The 21,609-nt window shown below is 71.1% G+C and carries 2 protein-coding genes; both read right to left on the minus strand.

Translation table 11 applies throughout. From position 1 onward, the window contains the following. Nucleotides 1-372: 372 nt before the first annotated feature. Entirely contained in the window at nt 373-5,757 is a 5,385-nt protein-coding gene (locus SSMG_RS29790; RefSeq protein ID WP_009082208.1) for a type I polyketide synthase, read from the minus strand. Next, nucleotides 5,754-21,524 (minus strand): type I polyketide synthase, encoded by a 15,771-nt coding sequence (locus tag SSMG_RS29795; RefSeq protein WP_037715265.1) that lies wholly within the window; start codon nt 21,522-21,524, stop codon nt 5,754-5,756. The genes SSMG_RS29790 and SSMG_RS29795 overlap by 4 nt, the downstream gene beginning before the upstream one ends. Nucleotides 21,525-21,609 lie beyond the last annotated feature (85 nt).

The following is a 21,609-nucleotide window of genomic DNA, read 5'->3' on the forward strand; positions in this document are numbered from 1 at the left end:
GCCTTTCCGAAGCCTTCAGCCGGGGTGCGTGAACGCGACAGGACTCGCTGCCGGTTTCGGTGAAGTTCGCGTCGAGTCGATCGATCTGCCAGGCGCGCGGCGCGACGTCCGGACCGGCCAGGATTGTCGGGACGAGATGTCGGCGTGGTGTCACCGCGGGCACCGTGCGGCTTGGGATTGGCACCCAAGAACGTCACGGCGGAGGAGTTCGGTGCCGCAGGTGGATTTGTTGCCTTAACTGCTAACCCGCCACAGCAGTCATCACGGCACGGCTCGGGCGATCGCGCGGATGCCGTCGCCGGAGGAGGCCGGGATTTGCCGCAGTGGGCCTAGGAAGCGATGGGGCCGCCCAGCAGGGCGGCCCCAAAGCGGTTAGCGGGCTTCCAGTTCCTCGTCCAGCAGCGCGAACAGCTCGTCAGCGCTGGCTCCTTCTACCTCCTCGTCGGGAGCCAGCGACGCCAGTACTGCCTTCAGGCGCGTCACCACTCCGGAGACCTCGTCTGGCTCCAGGCCACGTACGACGTCTTCGAGGGCGTCCAACTGGATCTCGACTGCGGACGGGGCACCGTCCGCAACAAGGTGTTCACCCAGCACCTGCACGGACGGGTAGTCGAAGATCAGCGTCGCGGGCAGGCGCATGCCGGTGAGGACGTCCAGGCGGTTGCGCAGTTCGATGGCGGTGAGCGAGTCGAAGCCGAGTTCGATAAAGCCCTTTCTCGGGTCTACTGCGTCTCGGCGTTCGTGGCCCAGGACTACGGCGGCGGTGCCGCAGACCAGGTCAACGGCGGCCCGTACTCGTTCGGCACCGGACAGGCGCAGCACCTGGTTCCAGGAATCGTCGACGACCTCGACTCGGCGGCGGCCTCGGATCAGGCCGCGCAGCATTGCGGGGACGCTGTGGGCGTCGGCGCGCAGGCCCGACATGTCGAGGCGGACCGGCACGAGTGACGGTTGGCCGGCGGCTGCTGTCGCGTCGAAGAGTTCCAGGCCGTCGGCGAAGGACAGGCCGAAAACGCCGGACCGGGCCATGCGGATCAGGTCGGTGTCGGCCAGGTCGCCGGACATGCCGCCTTCGGACCACAGGCCCCAGGCGAGTGAGACGGCTGGCAAACCGCTCGCGGCGCGGTGGTGTGCAAGGGCGTCTAGGAAGACGTTCGCGGCGGAGTAATTGGCTTGGCCCGCGGCGCCCAGGGTTCCGCCTGCCGACGAGTACAGCACGAAGGCGGACAGGTCCAGGGACGCGGTCAGTTCGTGCAGGTGCCACGCGGCGTCGACCTTCGGGCGGAGGACGGCGTCCATCCGTTCCGGGGTCAGCGACAGGAGCACGCCATCGTCGACGACGCCCGCGGTGTGGATTACCGCGGTCAGCGGGTGGGCGGACGGGACGTCGGCGAGGAGGTCCGCGACGGCGTCTCGGGAGGACAGGTCGCAGGCCACCAGGGAGACTGCGGCGCCCAGTTCGGTCAAGGAGGCGACGAACTCGTCGGCTCCGGGAGCGGCGGGGCCGCGACGGCTGGTGACGAGCAGGTGGCGGACGCCGTGTTCGGCGACCAGGTGCCGGGCGATCAGCTGGCCTAGCACGCCGGTGCCGCCGGTGACCAGGACGGTTCCGTCCGGGTCGAAGGCGACGGTGCCGGACGGCACGTATTTTGCCAGGCGGTGCACCAAAACGGCGCCGTCGCGGACTGCGACGCCGGGTTCGTCGGCGTACATCGCGCCGAGGACCGAGCCGATCGGGACCGGGCCGTTGTCCAGGTCTACGACCATGAATCGGTCCGGGTACTCGAGTTGCGCGGTGCGGATCACGCCCCACAGTGCCGCGTGGGTGAGGTCGGGCGCGCCCTCGTCCGGGCGAGTGGCGATCGCACCGGAGGCGACGACGACCAGGCGCGAGGCGGCTAGTACATCCTCGGCGACCCAGGCTTGGGCCAAGGCGAGGAGGTGGTGAACGGCCGCGCGAGCGCCTTCCGGCGTGGCGGTTTCCGGGGCGGCGAAGGGTACGTACACGACGTCTGGGACCAGAGCGCCGTCGTGGATTGCTTCCAGGAGGGCGTTGAGGTCCACATAGGACTCGCCGCCCAGGCCGAAGGCGTCGTTGCCCAGGATCGCGGTCGTGACCGCGGTGACTTCGTCGCCCTGCCATGGGATCCAGTCGACGCGGAAGAGCGAATCGTCCACGGCGGAACGCTCGGCGGCGGCGAACGCGTCGTCGGCGATGGGGCGCAGCGCCAGCGAATCCACGCGGAGCACGGGTGCGCCGGACGCGTCCGTCGCGGTGAGCGAGACGGTGTTCTCGACGTCCGACGAGATCAGCACGCGCAGGTTTGCCGCGCCGCCGGCGTACAGCGAGACGCCGGACCACGCGAAGGGCAGGACTGGCTTGTCCTCGGTCGGGCCGGCGAGGCCGATCGTGTGCAGGGCGGCGTCGAGCAACGCGGGGTGCAAGCCGAATGCGCTGCCGTCGGCGTGCTCGGGCAGCGCGACCTCGGCGGCCAGCACGTCGCCCGCTTGCCAGGCTCGACGCAGGCCGGCGAAAACCGGGCCGTAGTCGAAGCCTTGTGCGGCCAGGTCGTCGTACCGCGAGGTCACGTCGATTTCCGTCGCTCCGGCGGGCGGCCATTCCGCGGTTGCCGCGGACGGTGCACCGGCTGGGGAGAGGCGGCCGCTGCCGTGCTGGGTCCATTCGTCGGCGTCCTCGGGCTGGGAGAAGATTCCCAGCGCTCGGGTGCCGTCGTCTTCCTCCGCGCCGACGGTCACCTGCAGCCGCACCGCGCCGTTTTCCGGCAGAATGAGCGGTGCGGCGAGGGTGAGTTCGTCCACTCGGCCGCAGCCGACCTCGTCGCCCGCGCGGACGGCCAGTTCGACGAACGCCGTGCCGGGGAACAACGCGTTGCCCTGGACGACGTGGTCGGCCAGCCATGGCTGCGCGGCCAGCGAAAGCCGTCCGGTGAGGACGACGCCACCGGAGTCCGCGGTGCCGACCACCGCGCCGAGCAGCGGATGCGCGGCTTCCCGCTGTCCGACCTCGGCCACGCCGCGAGTCCGCGCGCCGGTCGGGTTGTCCAGCCAGTAACGCTTGCGCTGGAAGGCGTAAGTGGGCAACTCGACCACGTGCGCGCCCGGATAGAACGCGGCCCAGTCGACGGGTGCGCCGAGCGTGAACAGGGTCGCGACCGCGGCGGCGGCGGACTCTGCTTCGGCTCGGTCTTTGCGCAGGACAGGGATGAAGGTGGCATTGGCGAGAGTGGCGGCGGTGTTGGCGCTGGCGGCACCGCCCTCGGGCCCGCCCGCCCCTCCCCCCGCCCCAACCCCATCAGCACAGCTCTGTCCCATCGCGGTCAGCACCGCGCTCGGGCCCACCTCGACGTACGTGTCTACCCCGGCCTCGGCCAGCGCGTGCACGCCGTCGGCGAAGCGGACTGCTGCGCGGACCTGGCGCACCCAGTAGTCCGGCGTCGCGACGTTCGCCGAGAGTTCCACTGTGGACACGATGGGCACCGATGGCTCGGAGTACGTCAGCGTGCGCGCCACCGCGGCGAACTCGTCCAGCATCGGGTCCATGAGCGGTGAGTGGAACGCGTGCGACACTCGCAACCGCGAAGTTCGAGCAAATTTCCCAGCAACCGCAAGTACTTCTTCTTCTACTCCCGACAATACCACCGACCTAGGGCCGTTCACGGCGGCGATTCCTACACCATCGGTTAGTAGCGGAAGGACCTCGTCCTCGGTAGCCTGCACCGCAACCATCGCGCCGCCTGCGGGGAGGGCCTGCATCAACCGAGCCCGGGCGACTACCAGTTTTCCGGCATCCGCAAGGGAAAGCACTCCAGCGACGTGCGCGGCGGCGATCTCTCCGACGGAGTGGCCCAGCAGGTAGGCAGGCCGGATGCCCCACGACTCCAAGAGGCGGTACAGCGCGACTTCCACCGCGAACAGAGCGGGCTGCGTGTATCCGGTCTGGTCGAGCCGGTCCGCGTCGGCGAGCAGGGAACGCAAGGGGACGTCCAGGTCCAGCGCAGCGGCGACCTCGTCCAGGGCAGCGGCGAAGACCGGGTACGCAGCGGCCAAGTCGAGACCCATGCCAGCTCGTTGCGCGCCTTGGCCGGTGAAGAGGAAAGCGACGCGACGAGCGGAAGCCACGCCTTCGACCACCGCGGAGGAAGCGCGGCCTGCTGCATAATCGGCCAGCGCACGAGCAGCGGCTTCCCGATCAGCGGCCACCACGCCAGCGCGGTGTTCGTTGAGGGTTCGGGTCGTGGCAAGGGAAAGCCCGACATCAACCGCGGAGCCTGAGGGAGCGAAATCGGCCAGTTGGGCAGCTTGAGCCCGCAGGGCGTCCGGTGAGGGAGCCGAGAGCAGCCAGGTGACCGGGCCGTCCGCGGCGGAAGGTTCAGGGACCGGATCGCCTTGCTCGACAATCACATGGGCGTTCGTCCCGCTGATGCCGAAGGACGAAACGGCAGCCCGCCGGGGACGGTCGGTCGACGGCCACGGCGTCGTTTCGGCCAGCAGCGCGACGGTGCCGTCCGCCCAGTCGACGTGCGGTGAAGGCTCGTCCGCGTGCAGCGTCGGCGGCAGGACCCCTCGCCGGAGTGCCTCCACCATTTTGATGACCCCGCCGACCCCGGCCGCGGCCTGCGTGTGTCCGACGTTCGACTTGAACGAGCCGACATACAACGGGCGCGAAGGAGTAGCGACCTTGCCGTAGGTGGAGATCAGGGCTTGTGCCTCGATCGGGTCCCCTAGCTTGGTGCCGGTCCCGTGCGCTTCCACAGCGTCCACATCGGACAGTTCCAGCGAGGCATCGGCCAGGGCAGCCCGGATTACCCGCTGCTGAGCCGGGCCGTTCGGCACGGTGATCCCGCTGGAAGCACCGTCCGAGTTCACCGCGCTGCCGCGCAGCACCGCGAGCACGTGGTGCCCGTTGCGCCGAGCGTCGGAAAGCCTTTCCAGCAACAGCATTCCGGCGCCTTCAGAACAGCCGACGCCGTCCGCGCCGCTGCCGAAGGCCTTGCAGCGGCCATCAGAGGACAGGCCGTGTTGTTCGCTGAAGTACACGAACATGTCCGGCGTGACCATCACCGTTACGCCGCCCGCCAGCGCCAGCGAGCATTCGCCGCGCCGGAGTGCTTGTGCGGCAAGGTGCATCGCGACCAGCGAGGACGAGCAGGCGGTGTCCACCGACACCGATGGGCCTTCGAGGCCGAGCGTGTACGAGACGCGCCCGGAGATCAGGCTGCCGTCGCTGCTGCCCGCGCCGTAGTCGTGGTACATGACGCCGGTGAACACTCCGGTCGCGCTGCCGCGCAGGGTCGACGGCACGATCCCGGCGCGTTCGACGGCTTCCCACGCGGTCTCGAGCAGCAGCCGCTGCTGCGGGTCCAGCGTAACTGCCTCGCGCGGGCTGATGCCGAAGAACTCCGGCTCGAAATCGGCGGCGTCGTAAAGGAAACCGCCTTCGTTCGAGTACGTCGTGCCCGGCCGGGCGCCGGTCGGGTCGTGCAGGGCGGCGGTGTCCCAGCCGCGGTCGGCCGGGAACTCGCCGATCGCGTCGACCCCGCCGGCCACCAGGTCCCACAGCTGCGCGGGCGTGGTCACCCCGCCGGGGTACCGGCAGCCCATGCCGATGATCGCGATCGGCTCGGACTGCCGGGCGGCCATCCGCTGGTTGTCCGCACGGAGCCGTTCGTTGTCCGTCATGGACTGCCGCAGCGCGGCGACGATCTGCTCGGTCGAAGGAGCGGACTTGTCGGTCACTGGGATTCACCCCGTTCGTCGGTGCCGCCCATCGCGGAGCGGACCAGGTCGGCCAGGTCCATCGAGGCGACTGCCGCCGCCGCGTCGTCGGTGCCGTTCAGTTCTTCTTCAACCGGAACCGCGGGAGCGGGAGCCAGTTCGGACAGCAGGTGCCGGGCCAGCGGCAGCGGGCTCGGGTAGTCGAAGATCAGCGTCGCGGGCAGCCGCAGCCCGGTCGCGGCGCCGAGCCGGTTGCGCAGCTCCAGCGCGGCGAGCGAGTCGATGCCCAGGTCGGTGAAGCCCTTTTCGACCCCGACCGCGGACGCGTCGTCGTATCCGAGGACTGCCGCCGTGTGCTCGCACACCAGGTTCAGCGCCGCCGAGTCCCGCTCGTCCGCCGGGAGCGTGGCGAGCTTGTCGGCGAACCCGGGCTCCGGTGCGGCCGTCGAGGCAACAGCGGCCCGCCGAGGTACAGCAGTGACGAGCCCCTTCAGCAGCGCCGAAGCACGGTCGGCGTCCTTCAGGTCGAGCTTCACCGGCACCAACACCGCCGACGAAGCAGCCAGAGCGGCATCGAACAGCTCCAACCCCTCAGCCGCAGACAGCTCCGCGACCCCGGAACGGGCGATGTGCGCCAGGTCCACCTCGCCGTCGGTGCCTTCCCACGGACCCCACGCGAGCGACGTCGCCGGGAGGCCGAGCGAAGCCCGGTGCTCGGCAAGCGCGTCCAGGAACACGTTCCCAGCCGCGTAGTTCGCCTGCCCCGCCGCGAGCAGCAGACCGCCCGCAGAGGAGTAGAGGACGAACGCCGCCAGGTCCCGCGTAGCCGTCAGCTCGTGCAGGTTCCAGGCCGCATCCACCTTGGGCCGCAACACGTTCTCGACCTGCTCCGGCGTCAACGCGCTCAGCACCGCGCTGTCCATCTGCCCGGCCGCGTGCACCACGGCGGTGAGCCGCGGCAGCGTGTCGAGCAGTTTCGCCAGTGCGTCCCGGTCGGTGACGTCACACGCGGCGACAGTCACCTTCGCCCCCGAGCCGGCCAGTTCGTCGACCAGCTCTTGCGCCCCGGCCGCTTCGAGACCGCGCCGGCTGGTCAAGACCAGGTCACGCGCACCTCGAGCAACCAGGTGCCGCGCCAGCAATCCGCCGAGCAGGCCCGCACCGCCGGTGATCAGCACCGTGCCGTCCGGGTCCCATTCGACCGGCTCGCCGACCTCGGTGACCCGGGTCAGCCGCGGTACGCGCACCTCGCCGTTCCGCACCCGGGCCTCCGGTTCGCCGGACGCGACGACCGCGGGCAGCGCCCGAGCCGACTCTGCCGAAGCGTCGAGGTCCACGACCTGGATCCGGCCGGGGTTCTCCGCCTGCGCGGCCCGCACCAGACCCCAGACCGGAGCCTGCACCAGCTCGCCGCGGGTGACCACGACCAGCTTGCCGTCCCCGGCCGACAGCCAGTTCTGCAAGTGCCGCAACGTTTCCTGCACGACCTGGTGCACCTGAGAAGGCACCGAGCCAGAGCCCGAACCGACCGGCAGCACCAGCACCTCCGCCTCGACCGGCTCCGCCTTCAACGGCACGCCCAGACCGAGATCGTCGGTACCGAGCACAGCCCAGCCATCCAGCGAAGGCACCAACCGAACGCCCGAAGCAGGCTGCCATTCGATCCGGTACAGCGAGTCCGGCACCTTCGCGCCGAGCTGCCCCTCCGACACCGGCCGCGTGACCAGCGAAGCGATCTGGGCCACCGGAGCACCCGCGGCGTCGGCCAGGTCGAGCGACGAGCCGCTGTCGGTCTTCCGGACCCGCACCCGCAGCGCGGTCGCGCCGCTGGCCTGCAGCGACACCGAGTTCCACGCGAACGGGATGGTCGTCTCGGTCAGCGCCTTCGGACCGCCCGGGACCAGGAAGTCCGTCGCGCCGAGTGCCGAGTCGAGCAGACCCGGGTGCAGGCCGAACTCGTTCGCGGCGGTGCCGTCTGGCAGCGCGACCTCGGCGTACACCTCGCCTTCGCGGATCCAGATCGCCCGCAGGTTGCGGAACGTCGGCCCGTAGCCGAAGCCGAGCCCGGCCAGGTCGTCGTACAACCCGGTCAGGTCGACCGATTCCGCCCCGGACGGCGGCCACTCAGCCAGCGAGAAGTCCGCCGCCGCACCGTTGGCCAGAGTGCCCGCGGCGTGCTGGACCCAGCCCGCCTCGGTCCGCGAGTGCACCGACAGCTCCCGGCGACCGCTGCCGTCCGGCGCGCTGATGACCACGCGCAGGTCGACCCCGTCCTCCGGCAGCAGCAACGGCGCCTGCTGCGTCAGCTCCTCCAGGAGGTTGCAGCCGACCTGATCGCCAGCGTGCACCGCCAGCTCGACGTACGCGGTGCCGGGCAGCATCGTCCGCCCCATCACCACGTGGTCGGCCAGCCACGGCTGCGTCGCGACCGACAGCCGTCCGGTCAGCACCGCGCCGCCGTCCGGCAGTTCCACCAGCGCGCCCAGCAGCGGGTGCCCAGCGGACTGTGCGCCCAACGTGCTGACGTCGCCGGTCGGCTTCGTCGCGTCGAGCCAGTACGACTTGTTCTGGAACGCGTAGGTCGGCAAGTCCACAGTGGACGCGCCCTGGCCGGCGAACAGCGCCTTCCAGTCGATCTTCGCGCCCCGGGAGAACAGCGTCGCCAGCGCGGTGAACACGGTCGGCACCTCGGCCCGGCCGCGGCGCATCGCGGGCACCTGGACGACGCGGTCCGGCCGGTCGGCGACCGCGGTGTCGCATTCGCGAGCCATCCCGGTGAGCACCGCGTCCGGTCCCAGTTCCACGAACCGGGTCACGCCCGCGGCCAGCAGCGTGTCGACGCCGTCGGCGAACCGGACCGCTTCCCGCACGTGGCCCACCCAGTACTGCGGCGAGCACAGCTCGGCGGCGGTCGCGATCTTGCCGGTCACGTTCGACACCACCGGGATCGACGGCGCGGAGTAGGTCAGTTTCTCCGCCACCACCGAGAACTCGGCCAGCATCGGCTCCATCAGCGACGAGTGGAACGCGTGCGACACGACCAGCTGCTTCGTCCGGCGACCGGCTTCCTTGAAGGCCGCCATCGCAACCCGCACCGCGTCTTCCGGCCCCGAGATGACCACCGACCGCGGTCCGTTCACCGCCGCGATGTCCACCCCGTCAGGCAGGGAGGCACGCACCTCCTCTTCGGTGGCCGCGATCGCCGCCATCGTCCCGCCGGTCGGCAGCGCCTGCATCAACCGGCCGCGAGCGGCGACCAGCGAGCAGGCGACGGCCAGCGAGAACACTCCGGAGACGTGTGCCGCGGCCAGTTCGCCGATCGAGTGCCCGGCGACGTAATCCGGCGTGACACCCCAGGATTCGACCAGCCGGTACAGCGCGACCTCGATCGCGAACAACGCGCATTGCGTGTACGCGGTTTGGTTGAGCAGCGGCGAGTCTTCCCAGATGACCTGCTTGAGCGGGGTCTCCAGCTCGGCGTCGAAGAGTCCGCAAATCTCGTCGAACGCTCCGGCGAAGGCCGGGAACGCGTCGTACAGCCCGCGTCCCATGCCCGGCTGCTGCGCGCCCTGTCCGGTGAACAGGAACGCCGTCAGGTCGGCCACGCTGACCGTCCCGGCCACGGTGCCCGCCGGGGTGCGGCCGTCGGCCAGCCCGTCGAGCGCCTTCAACGCCGCTTCACGGTCGGCCGCCAGGACCACCGCGCGGTGGTCGAGTGCGGCGCGGCCGGTGGCGAGCGAGTACCCGATGTCGGTCAGGCTGACGTCCGGGTTGGCCCGCAGGTGCGCGGCCAGCCGGGCGGCCTGGTCGGCGAGCGCCGGGGCGACCGAACCGGCCAGCGGCAACGGGATCGCCGGGAGTTCCGGTGCGGTGCGCCGGGTTTCGGCGGCGGGAGCGGGCGGGGCCTCCTCGATGATTATGTGCGCGTTGGTGCCGCTGATGCCGAACGACGAGACGCCGGCGCGCCGCGGGTGTCCGTTCGGCAGCCACGGCCGAGGCTCGGTGAGCAGTTCGATGTTGCCGGTGGTCCAGTCGACGACCGGCGACGGTGCGTCCACGTGCATCGTCTTCGGCAACATGTTGTGCCGCAACGCTTGCACGACCTTCATCACGCCAGCCGCGCCACCGGACGCTTGCGCGTGCCCGATGTTCGACTTCACCGACCCCAGGTACAGCGGCCGTTCGCGGTCCTGGCCGTAGGTGGCCAGCAGCGCCTGCGCCTCGATCGGGTCGCCCAGCTTGGTGCCCGAACCGTGCGCCTCGACCGCGTCCACATCGGACGGCTTCAACCCACCCGCGGCGAGGGCCGCGTGGATCACGCGTTCCTGCGACGGGCCGTTCGGGGCGGTCAGGCCGTTGGACGCACCGTCCTGGTTGACCGCGCTCGACCGGACCACCGCGAGCACTTCGTGGCCGTTGCGCTGCGCGTCGGACAGCCGCTCCAGCAGGAGCAGACCTGCGCCTTCAGCCCAGCCGACGCCGTCGGAAGCCGCGGAGAACGACTTCGACCGGCCGTTGGGCGACAGCACGCCCTGCCGGCTGGAGTCGACAAAGAGATCCGACTGCGACAGCACCGTGACCCCGCCGGCCAGCGCCAGCCCGCACTCCCCCGCCCGCAGCGCCTGCACCGCGAGGTGCAGCGTGACCAGCGAGGACGAGCACGCGGTGTCGACCGTCATGCTCGGGCCCTCGAGACCGAGCAGGTAGGAGATCCGGCCGGAGACGACCGCGCCGGAGCTGCCGTTCGGGATGTATGCGGCGATGTCGGCCGGTGCGCCCGGGGCGCGGCTGCCGTAGTCGTCGTACATCGCGCCGGTGAAGACGCCGGTCAGGCTGCCGCGCAGCGCGGTCGGGTCGATCCCGGCGCGTTCGATGGCCTCCCACGCGGTTTCCAGCAGGAGCCGCTGCTGCGGGTCCATCGCCATCGCCTCGCGCGGGCCGATGCCGAAGAACGCCGGGTCGAACTCCGCCGCGTCGTGCAGGAAGCCGCCCTGGTTCGCGTACGTCTTGCCGCGTTTGCCGCGTTCCGGGTCGTAGATGCCCTCGACGTCCCAGCCGCGGTTGGTCGGGAAGCCGGAGACCGCGTCGACCTCGTCGACCAGCAGCTGCCACAGGTCCTCCGGCGACCGCACGCCGCCGGGGTAGCGGCAGGCCATGCCGACGATCGCGATCGGTTCCTGCATCGACGCGTTCGTCCGGGCCGTCGTCGCCGGGGTCTTCGCGACCGCGCCGAGCAGCTTGCCCTTCACGAAGTCCGCGACGGCCTTGGCGGTCGGGTGGTCGAAGATCAGCGTCGCGGGCAGCGTCAGGCCGGTCGCGGTGCCGAGAAGGTTGCGGAGTTCGACCGCGGCGAGCGAGTCGAAGCCCAGTTCCTTGAACGCCCGCGTTCCGTCCACTTCGGACTTGTCCGCGTAGCCGAGCACGGTGGCCACCTGCGTGCGGACGAGGTCGAGCAGCACCCGGTCCCGTTCGCTTTCGACCAGCGCGGCCAGTTCGTCGGCGAGCGCGTTGTCCGCTGCCTTGGCCGCCTTCGCCACGCGACGTGCCTTCGGCGGCACGAAACCACGCAGCAGCGCGGGCAGTTCGTCGGTGCGTGCTCGCAGTGCCGGAACGTCCACGCGAAGCGGGGCGATGACCGCGTCTTCAGTGGCCACGGCGGCGTCGAACAGGGCGAGACCCTGCTCGGCAGTCACCGCGGGCAGGCCGAGGCGGGCCATCCGGGCGAGGTCGGCTTCGGCGAGGTCGCCGCCGAGTCCGGTGTTCTCCGCCCACAGACCCCAGGCCAGCGCGGTCGCCGGAAGCCCGGCCGCGCGCCGGTGTTCGGCGAGCCCGTCGAGGAACGCGTTGGCCGCGGCGTAGTTCGCCTGTCCGGCCGGGAGCACCTGGCCGCCCGCCGAGGAGAACAGGACAAACGCGGAGAGCTGCCGGTCAGCGGTCAGCTCGTGCAGGTGCCAGGCCGCGTCGACCTTCGGCCGCAGCACCGCCGCAAGCTGCTCCGCGGTGAGCGAGTCGAAGACGCCGCTGTCGGCGGTACCGGCGGCGTGCACCACCGCGCCGAGGTCCGGCAGGCCGTTGAGCAGCTGCTCGACCGACGCGCGGTCAGCAACGTCGCAGGCCGCCACCTGGACGGTCGCGCCCAGGTCGGACAGCTCTTCGGCCAGCTGCGCGGCACCCGGTGCGTCGAGACCGCGACGGCTCGTGAGCACGAGGCTCTGCACGCCGTGCTCGGCCACCAGGTAACGCGCCAGCAGGCTGCCGAGACCGCCGGTGCCACCGGTGATCAGGACCGTGCCGTCCCAAGCCGTGGTGCCAGTCGTTTCGGTGCGGGTGTAGCGCGGAGCGAGCACCGAACCAGCACGGATCGCCGCTTCCGGCTCGCCCGAGGCGACCACCGCGGCGATCGTCTCGACCGTAGCGGCTGTGCTGGACTCGTCAGCGTCGATCAGGAACACGCGTCCGGGGTGCTCGGCTTGCGCCGCCCTGGCGAGGCCCCACAGCAGACCCTGCGTGACGTCCACAGTGGACTCGCCAGCGGGGACCGCCGACTGCGTGACGATGGCGAGTTTCGTGTCCGTCAAGCGCGATTCAGCTAGCCACGCCTGGATCTCGGCGAGCAACCACGTCGCGTTGGCGCGCGCCGCTTCCGGCACCGTGCCATCCGCAGTGGGCACCGAGAGCGTCACGATTCCGGGCACCGGCTCGCCGCGGTCGACCGCACCGAGCAGGTCCGCGAACCCGCTGTAGGTGGCGGCCACGCCGACTCGGCCACGGCCGATCGCGACGACATCGCCCGGCTCCGCGGCCGGGACCGGCGCGGACTGCCAGCCGATCTTGAGCAGCGAACCGTCCGTGGTCTCCGCCTGCGCGGCCAGCTCAGTCCGCACTGGCCGCGAGACCAGCGACTCGACCGACGCGACCGGATTGCCTTCGCCGTCCGCGACCTCGATCGAGGACAGTTCGTCGCCGTCCAGCCGGACAATCCGCACGCGCAGCACCGAAGCGCCGACTGCGTGCAGGGTGACGCCGTTCCAGACGAACGGGAGCAGCGTCGAACCGCTCGGGTCGCCGAGGAGGTCGGCGTGCATCGCGGTGTCGAGCAGCGCCGGGTGCAGGCCGTAGGAACCCGCCGTGGACGCGGCCGGTTCCGGCAGCGAGACCTCGGCGAACACCTCGTTGCCGCGCCGCCACGCGGCCTGGAGGCCCTGGAACGCCGGACCGTAGCCGTAACCGCGCTCGTTGAGCCGATCGTAGGCGCCGTCGACCGGGATCGGGGTCGCGCCCGCCGGCGGCCATTCGGTGAGGCCAGCGGGTTCCGGCCGGGCGGTGGCGGACAGCGTGCCCAGCGCGTGCTGGGTCCAGTCGCCGTCCGATTCGACCGGACGGGAGAACACAGTGACCGGGCGGCGGTCGCCGTTCGCGGGTCCGACCACGACCTGCAGCGCGACCGCGCCGTCCGGCGGCAGGATGAGCGGTGCCTGCAGCGTCAGCTCCTCCACCGTCGGGTGGCCCACCTGGTCGCCGGCGGCGACCGCCAGTTCGACGAATCCGGTGCCGGGCACCAGGATCGCGCCCTTCACCACGTGGTCGGCGACCCACGGCACCGAAGCCGCGGACAACCGTCCAGTGAGGACAGTGGTGTCCGAACCGGACACAGCCACGACCGCACCCAGCATCGGGTGCGCCAGCGGCTGCTGACCGACCGAAGTGACGTCGCCGGACGGAGTCGCGTCGAGCCAGTAACGCTTGTGCTGGAAGGCGTACGTCGGCAGGTCGAGCCGGACCGGGCCGTCGCCGAGCAGCGGGCCGAGCTTCACCGCGCCGCGGATGTGCAGGCGACCGGCCGCGGCGAGCGCGGTGCGCACCTCGTCCTGGTCGCGCCGTCCAAACGGGACGAACTCCGCGTCGACGCTCTGCGGCCCGAGCGCGGACAGCACGCTGTCCGGCCCGATCTCCAGGAACGTCTGGACTCCGCTCTCCGCCAGAGCCGTGACCGCAGCACCGAAACGGACGGTCTCGCGGACGTGGGTGACCCAGTATTCCGGCGAACGCAGCTCGTCGTCGGTGGCGAGTTTCCCAGTGACCGTCGAGACAATCGGGATCTTCGGTGCGTCGTAAGCCAGGCCAGCCGCGATCTCACGGAACTCGTCGAGCATCGGCGTCATCAGCGGCGAGTGGAACGCGTGGCTCACGCGCAACCGTCGCGTCTGGACATCGCCAGCCGCCCGCTCGATCTCGGCGACCACATCCGCGTCGCCCGAGACGACCACCGCGGCCGGACCGTTGACTGCGGCGATGCTGACCGCGTCCTCGTGGCCCTGCAGCAGTTCGCGAACCGCGGCTTCGGTCGCGGAGAACGAGACCATCGCGCCGCGCCGGTCGTTCAGCGCACCCATCAACCGGCCGCGCGCGGCAACCAGTTTCGCTGCGTCCTCAAGGGAAAGCACACCCGCGACGTGGGCCGCGGCCAGCTCGCCGATCGAGTGCCCAGCGAGCGCATCGGGCCGGAAGCCCCACGACTCGGCGAGCCGGAACAGCGCGACCTCCACCGCGAAAAGCCCGGTCTGCGTGTACTGCGTCTGATCCAGCAGACCGCGGTCGGCGAGTTCGGTGGTGCCGAACACGACGTCTCGCAGCGGCACGTCAACCAGCGGGTCGATGGCCGCGCACACCGCGTCGAACGCCGTCGCGAAGGCCGGGTACGCGTCGTACAGTTCGCGTCCCATGCCGACTCGCTGCGCGCCCTGGCCGGAGAACAGGAAGGCGAGCTTCCCGTCCACAACCTGCCCGGTCGGCGCGTCTCCACCCGCCAACGCGTCGAGTCCGTCGGCGAGTTCTGCCGCAGTCTCGGCGACCACCACCGCGCGGTGTTCCAGCGAGGCGCGGGTCGCAGCCAGCGAACGCGCGATCTCCGCGACGGAAACGCCTTCAGCGAGCCAAGAACGCAGCCGCGCCGCCTGTCCGCGCACCGCAGCGGCGGATCGGCCGGACAGCGCGACCGGAACGATCGTCTGCGTCTCCGAAGGCCGCTCGACCGGGATCGCCGGCGCCTGCTCCAGGATGACGTGCGCGTTCGTGCCGCTGATGCCGAACGACGACACCGCGGCGCGGCGCGGCCGGTCGACCTGCCACTCGCGCGCTTCGGTCAGGAGCCGGACCGCGCCGGTCTCCCAGTCGACCACAGTGGACGGACGATCGACGTGCAGCGTCTGCGGCAACTGGCCGTGCTGCATCGCCATGACCATCTTGATGATGCCCGCGACGCCCGCCGCGGCCTGCGTGTGCCCGATGTTGGACTTGATCGACCCGAGCCACAGCGGCTGGTCCCCGGAACGGTCCTGACCGTAGGTGGCCAGCAATGCCTGCGCCTCGATCGGGTCGCCCAGCGTGGTGCCGGTGCCGTGCCCCTCGACCGCGTCCACTTCGGACGGCTGCAGACCAGCGTCCGCGAGAGCCTTGGCGATCACCCGCTGCTGCGAAGGACCGTTCGGCGCGGTAAGGCCGTTCGACGCGCCGTCGTGGTTCACCGCGGAACCGCGCAGGACCGCGAGTACCGGGTGCCCGTTGCGGCGAGCGTCGGACAGCCGCTCGACGAGCAGCATGCCCGCGCCCTCACCCCAGCCGGTACCGTCCGCCGCTTCGGCGAACGCCTTGCACCGGCCGTCGGCGGAAAGCCCGCGCTGCCGGCTGAAGTCGATGAAAGTGTCCGGAGTGGACATTACCGTGACGCCGCCGGCCAGCGCCAGCGTGCACTCGCCACGCCGCAGCGCCTGCACTGCCCAGTGCAGCGCGACTAGCGAAGACGAGCACGCGGTGTCCACCGTGACGGTCGGGCCTTCCAGCCCCAGCGCGTAGGAAACGCGACCGGACACGACGCTGGCGAGGCTGCCGTTGCCGAGGTAACCCGCGATGTCGTCGGAAACCGTGCCGAGGCGGGTGCCCCAGTCGTGATACATCACGCCGGCGAACACGCCGGTCGCGCTGCCGCGCAGGCCGACCGGGTCGATTCCGGCCCGCTCGAACGCTTCCCACGAGACCTCGAGCAGGAGCCGCTGCTGCGGGTCCATCGCCGCCGCCTCACGCGGGCTGATCTCGAAGAAGTCCGCGTCGAACTCGGCCGCGTCGTGCAGGAAGGCTCCGTGCTTGACGTACGAGTGGCCGGGCTTGCCGGGCTCCGGGTCGTACAGCGAGTCGACGTTCCAGCCGCGGTCGACCGGGAAGCCGGACAGCGCCTCCTCGCCCTCGGACACGAGCCGCCACAGGTCTTCCGGCGTCGCGACGCCGCCCGGGTAGCGGCACGCGATGCCGACAATGGCGATCGGCTCCTCCGGATCCACCGTGGTCACCGGGGTGATCGTGCGCGTCGGAGCCAGTCCGGCCAGCCGCGACGCCAGGTACTCGGCGAGCGCACGCGGCGTCGGGTAGTCGAACACCAGCGTCGCGGGCAGCCGCATTCCGGTGACCGAGTCGAGGATGTTGCGCAGTTCCACCGCGGCCAGCGAGTCGAACCCGATCTCGCCGAACGGGCGGGCCGGGCTGATCGCGTCCGCGCTGTCGTGACCGAGCACAGCGGCGACGTGCGTGCGCACCAGGTCGAGCAGCGCGCGGTCACGGTCAGCCTCGGCGAGGTGCGCGAACCGCTCGGCGAACTGCTGCTCGGGCGTCACTTCCCCGCTGGCGACCGCGATCCGGCGACGACCGGCGGGAACGAGCCCGCGCAGCACCGCCGGAACGTCCTCGCCACGCGACCGCAGCGCAGCCCGGTCAACGCGTGTCGGCACGATGGTCGGAACGCCGGTGCCGAGCGCGGCGTCCAGGGCGGCAAGGCTTTCCGAGACGGTCAGCGGAGCCAACCCCAGCCGCGTGATGCGGTTGCGGTCCACTTCGGACAGTGTCGCGCCCATGCCGATCGCCTGTCCGGCGTCGGGGGCCCACAGACCCCACGCCAGCGACGTCGCGGGCAGGCCAGCGGCGTGCCGGTGTTCGGCCAGCGCGTCGAGGAACGTGTTGCCCGCGGCGTAGTTCGCCTGCCCGGCCCCGTCGGCGAGACCCGCCGAGGAGGAGAACAGGACAAACGCCGACAGGTCCAGCTCCGCGGTCAGCTCGTGCAGCGCCCACGCGGCGTCGAGCTTCGGGGCCAGCACCGCGTCGAGCTGCTCGGCGGTCAGCGAGCCGATCATCGCGTTGTCGAGCACGCCAGCGGTGTGCACGACAGCCGACAGCGGGTGCTCGGCCTTCTTGATCGCGGCCGACAGGGAACGCTTCTTGCTGACGTCCGCGCCGACCACCTTCGCGGTCGCGCCCAGCTCCGCCAGCTCTTCGACCAGCTCGGCGGCGCCCGGCGCGTTGAGCCCACGACGGCTGAGCAGCAGCAGGCTGCGGACGCCATGCTTCGTGACCAGGTGTTTCGCGACCTGGGCACCGAGACCACCGGTGCCGCCGGTGATCAGCACCGTGCCGTCGGCACGCCAGGTCGGCTCCCCGGCTTCGGCGACCAGCCGAACCATCCGTCCGGCCGAAACCGTGTCCCCGTCGATGCGCAGCTCCGGCTCGCCCGAGCCCAACGCGGTCGCCAGGGTCGCTGCCGTGGCCGCGCCCTCCACGAGGACCACGCGACCGGGGTGCTCGGCCTGCGCAGAACGCACCAGACCGCGGACGGCGGAGTCGGCGAGCGTGCCGCGCGTCAGCACCACCAAACGAGACGAGCTGTAGCGGTCGCCTTCCAGCCACTGCTGCAGCACAGTCCGCACGCGGTGCGCGGTCTGCTTCGCAGCGGCGGCGATGTTCTTGCCCGGAACGGAAACCGGCAGCAGCACGACCTCGGGTACGTCGACCAGCGACACCAGCGAATCGACCACCGGAACGTCGAACCCGCTGACCGAGCCCAGCGAAGCCAGCGTCGGCAGCTCCGCCGACGCAGTGACCGGCGTCCATTCGACGGTGTACAGCAGGTCGCGCGCCTGAGTGCCGAGGTCGGCTTCGCGAACCGGCCGCGAGCGGAACGACTCGACGGACAGCACCGGCGTACCGGCCACATCCGTCACATCGATCGAGACGCCACCGGTGGCCGGGGACGTGATCCGCACCCGGACCTCGGTCGCGCCGGAAGCGTGCAGCCGCACGCCGGTCCACGCGAACGGCAACCGGATCTCGTCCGGCTCGCGTGCCTCGCCCGGAGCAAAGTCGGTGGCGTGCAGGACCGCGTCCAGCAGCGCTGGGTGAACGCCGAACGCCGCGTCACGTCCGGTCGCGGGCAGCGCGACCTCGGCGAACACGACATCGTCGCGCTTCCACGCGGTACTCAGGCCTTGGAAGAGCGGGCCGTAGCCGTAACCCTGTTCAGCCAGTTCGGAGTACAGCTCGCTCGTCGCGACCACCTCGGCACCGGCGGGCGGCCATTCGCCGCGCGGCGCGGGCTCGACCACCGGGCCAGCGGCGAGGACACCGATGGCGTGCCGCGTCCAGGCCGCGTCGGCGTCGTGGTCAGGCCGGGAGTGGAATTCGATGGTGCGGCGGCCGTCGACGTCCGGGCCGACCAGCGTCTGCAGTGCGACGCCACCGGTCTCCGGCAGCGCGAGCGGAGCCTGCAGCGTCAGCTCGTCAACCACGCCATAACCAACCTGGGCAGCGGCGTGCAGAGCCATCTCGACGAACGCGGTGCCCGGCAGGACCGGGGTGCCGGCGATCGCGTGGTCGGCCAGCCACGGGTGCGTCCGGAGCGCGACGCGGCCGGTGAGGACCAGGCCGTCGTCGCCCGCCAGGCCGATCTCGGCGGCGAGCAGCGGATGCCCGGAAGCAAGCTGGCCGAAGTCGGCCGCGTCGCCGTGGCCGGTCGGCGCGGTGAGCCAGTAGTGCTTGTGCTGGAAGGCATACGTCGGCAAGTCGACCACCTGCGCCGAGCCGAAGAACGCCGTCCAGTCGATCGCCGTGCCGCGGGTGTGCAGGCGGCCGAGCGCGGTCGCGAGGGTGGCGACCTCGGGCCGGTCGCGGCGCTGCGCGGGAGTGAACGCGATGGCGTCGCTGACGCCGGCGGCCATCGCCGACAACACGGCGTCCGGGCCGACCTCGACCGCGGTCGTCACGCCGGCGTCGACCAAGGCCTGGACGCCATCGGCGAACCGCACCGCGCGGCGGACGTGCCACAGCCAGTACCCCGGCGAGCAGAGCTCTTCGGCGGTCGCGATCCGGCCGGTCACGTTCGAGACCACCGGGATCGTCGGGGCCGCGTAGTCGACCACCTCGAGGATCTCGCGGAACTCGGCCAGCATCGGCTCCATCAGCGGCGAGTGGAACGCGTGCGACACGCGCAGCTCGCTGACCTTGCGGCCCTGCATGCGGAACACCGACACGACGGTTTCCACCGCTTCGCGCTCGCCGGAAACGACGACCGACGTCGGACCGTTCACCGCGGCCAGGCTGACCTGGTCGCCCAGCAGCGGCTGGACCTCGTCCTCGGTCGCCGCGATGGCGACCATCGCCCCTCCTTCCGGAAGCGCCTGCATGAGCCGCCCACGAGCAGCGACGACCAGGCACGCGTCGGCGAGCGACCACACGCCCGCGATGTGCGCGGCGGCGAGTTCGCCGATCGAGTGGCCGAGCAGAATGTCCGGCCGCACGCCCCACGATTCGAGCAGCCGCGCCAACGCGACCTCGACGGCGAACAGCGCGCACTGCGTGTACTGCGTCTCGTTCAACTCCTCGGCGTTGTCACCGAAGAGAACGTCGCGCAGCGGGGTCTCCATCTGCACGTCAAGGTGGTCGACAGCCTCGTCGAAGACCTCGGCGAACTTCGGGTACGCCAGGTACAGCTCACGTCCCATCGCGAGCCGCTGCGAACCCTGGCCGGTGAACAGCATCGCGAGCTTGCCCGGCGTGCGCTCGCCGACCACGACGTTCGGGTCCTGCTCGCCCGCCGCCAACGCCTGCAATCCGCGCACGGCCTCGGCGACGTTATCCGCAACAACCACAGCGCGCTGGTCGTGCGCGGCGCGCGTGGTGGCGAGCGAGAAGCCGAGGTCGGTCAACTGCTGGGATTCCACAGTGGACAGAAGCGCGGCCGCCTGTGCCTTCAGCGCTTCCTCACTGCGTGCCGAAACAACGAGCGGGACGACCGGCAGCTCGTCACTCGTGGTCTCCGCCTTTTCGACGGCCGGAGCCTGCTCGATGATGACGTGCGCGTTGGTCCCGCTGACGCCGAACGACGAAACGCCAGCGCGGCGCGGACGTTCGCTCTCCGGCCATTCCCGCTGCTCGGTCAGCAGTTCGACGGAACCCGCGGTCCAGTCGACGTGCGGCGTCGGCTCGTCCACGTGCAGCGTCTTCGGCAGTACGCCGTGCCGCATCGCCTCGACCATCTTGATCACGCCCGCGACACCCGCCGCGGCCTGCGTGTGCCCGATGTTCGACTTGATCGACCCGAGCAGCAGCGGCGTTTCGCGGTCCTGCCCGTAGGTGGACAGCAGCGCCTGTGCCTCGATCGGGTCGCCGAGCCGAGTACCGGTGCCATGTGCCTCGACCGCGTCCACATCGGACGCTTCCAGGCCAGCGTCGGCCAGCGCGCGCTTGATCACGCGCTGCTGCGACGGACCGTTCGGCGCGGTAAGGCCGTTCGACGCGCCGTCCGAGTTGATCGCCGACCCCCGGACCACCGCGAGCACAGTGTGTCCATTCGCGACCGCATCGGAAAGCCGTTCCAGCACCAGGACACCAACACCTTCGGCGAACCCGGTGCCATCCGCGGCGGCCGCGAATGCCTTGCACCGACCGTCTTCCGCGAGACCACGCTGACGGCTGAAGGCAGTGAATGTACCCGGCGCGCCCATCACCGCGACGCCACCGGCCAGCGCGAGCTGAGTTTCGCCACGCCGCAACGCCTGCACCGCCAAGTGCAGCGCGACAAGCGAACCGGAGCAAGCGGTGTCAACGGTCAGCGTCGGCCCTTCCAGACCGAGCGCGTAGGCGACGCGACCGGAGACGACGCTGGGCGCGTTGCCGGTGAGCAGGTATCCGTCGAGACCGTCCGGAGCTTCGTGCAGTCGCGGGCCGTACTCCTGCGCCTCGGCACCGATGAACACGCCGCCCGGGGTGCCGCGCAGCGTGGACGGGTCGATCTTGGCCCGTTCCAACGCTTCCCACGCGGTCTCCAGCACAAGCCGCTGCTGCGGGTCCATCGCGGACGCTTCACGCGGCGCGATGCCGAAGAACCCGGCGTCGAATCCCCCGGCACCGGGCAGGAATCCGCCCGAGGTGACGTAACTGCTGCCCGGCTTGTCGGGGTCCGGGTCATACAGGCTGTCGAGGTCCCAGCCGCGGTCCTCCGGGAAGCCGGAGATGGTGTGCACCTCGTCGGCGACCAGCTGCCACAACGCTTCCGGCGACACCGCGCCGCCGGGATAACGGCAGCCGATGCCCACGATCGCGACCGGTTCGTCGTTCGCGCCCGCCGCGGCCAGCACCGCGACGGACTCCTCCGCGCCGAACACCTCGGCGTGCAGGAAACGGGCGACCGCGGCCGGGGTCGGATAGTCGAAGGCCAGCGTCACCGGCAGGTCCAGCCCGGTCGCGTCGGTCAGCTGCGCGTGCAGCTCCACCGCGGCGAGCGAGTCGAAACCGTGGTCGGAGAACGCCTTCTCCGGGTCGAGGACGGAGGGAACCTCGGGCAGCGCGGCCCGCAGCGCCGCCCGCGTCGCGTCGTGGACCACGCCGGCGAGGAACCCCGCGCGGTCCGCCGGCGGCAGAAGCGTCAGCCGCTCCGCGAAGCCGGATTCCCGATTCTTCTCACTCTCACGCATTGCGCACTCCACCGCGGTAGCCAGGCAGCATTCATGGGTCGTCGGTCGGATCGTAGGACGGGCTCGCGCCGCGCCGGATCCCCAG

The organism is Streptomyces sp. AA4, from assembly GCF_000158875.1.
In the GTDB taxonomy this organism is placed as follows: domain Bacteria; phylum Actinomycetota; class Actinomycetes; order Mycobacteriales; family Pseudonocardiaceae; genus Amycolatopsis.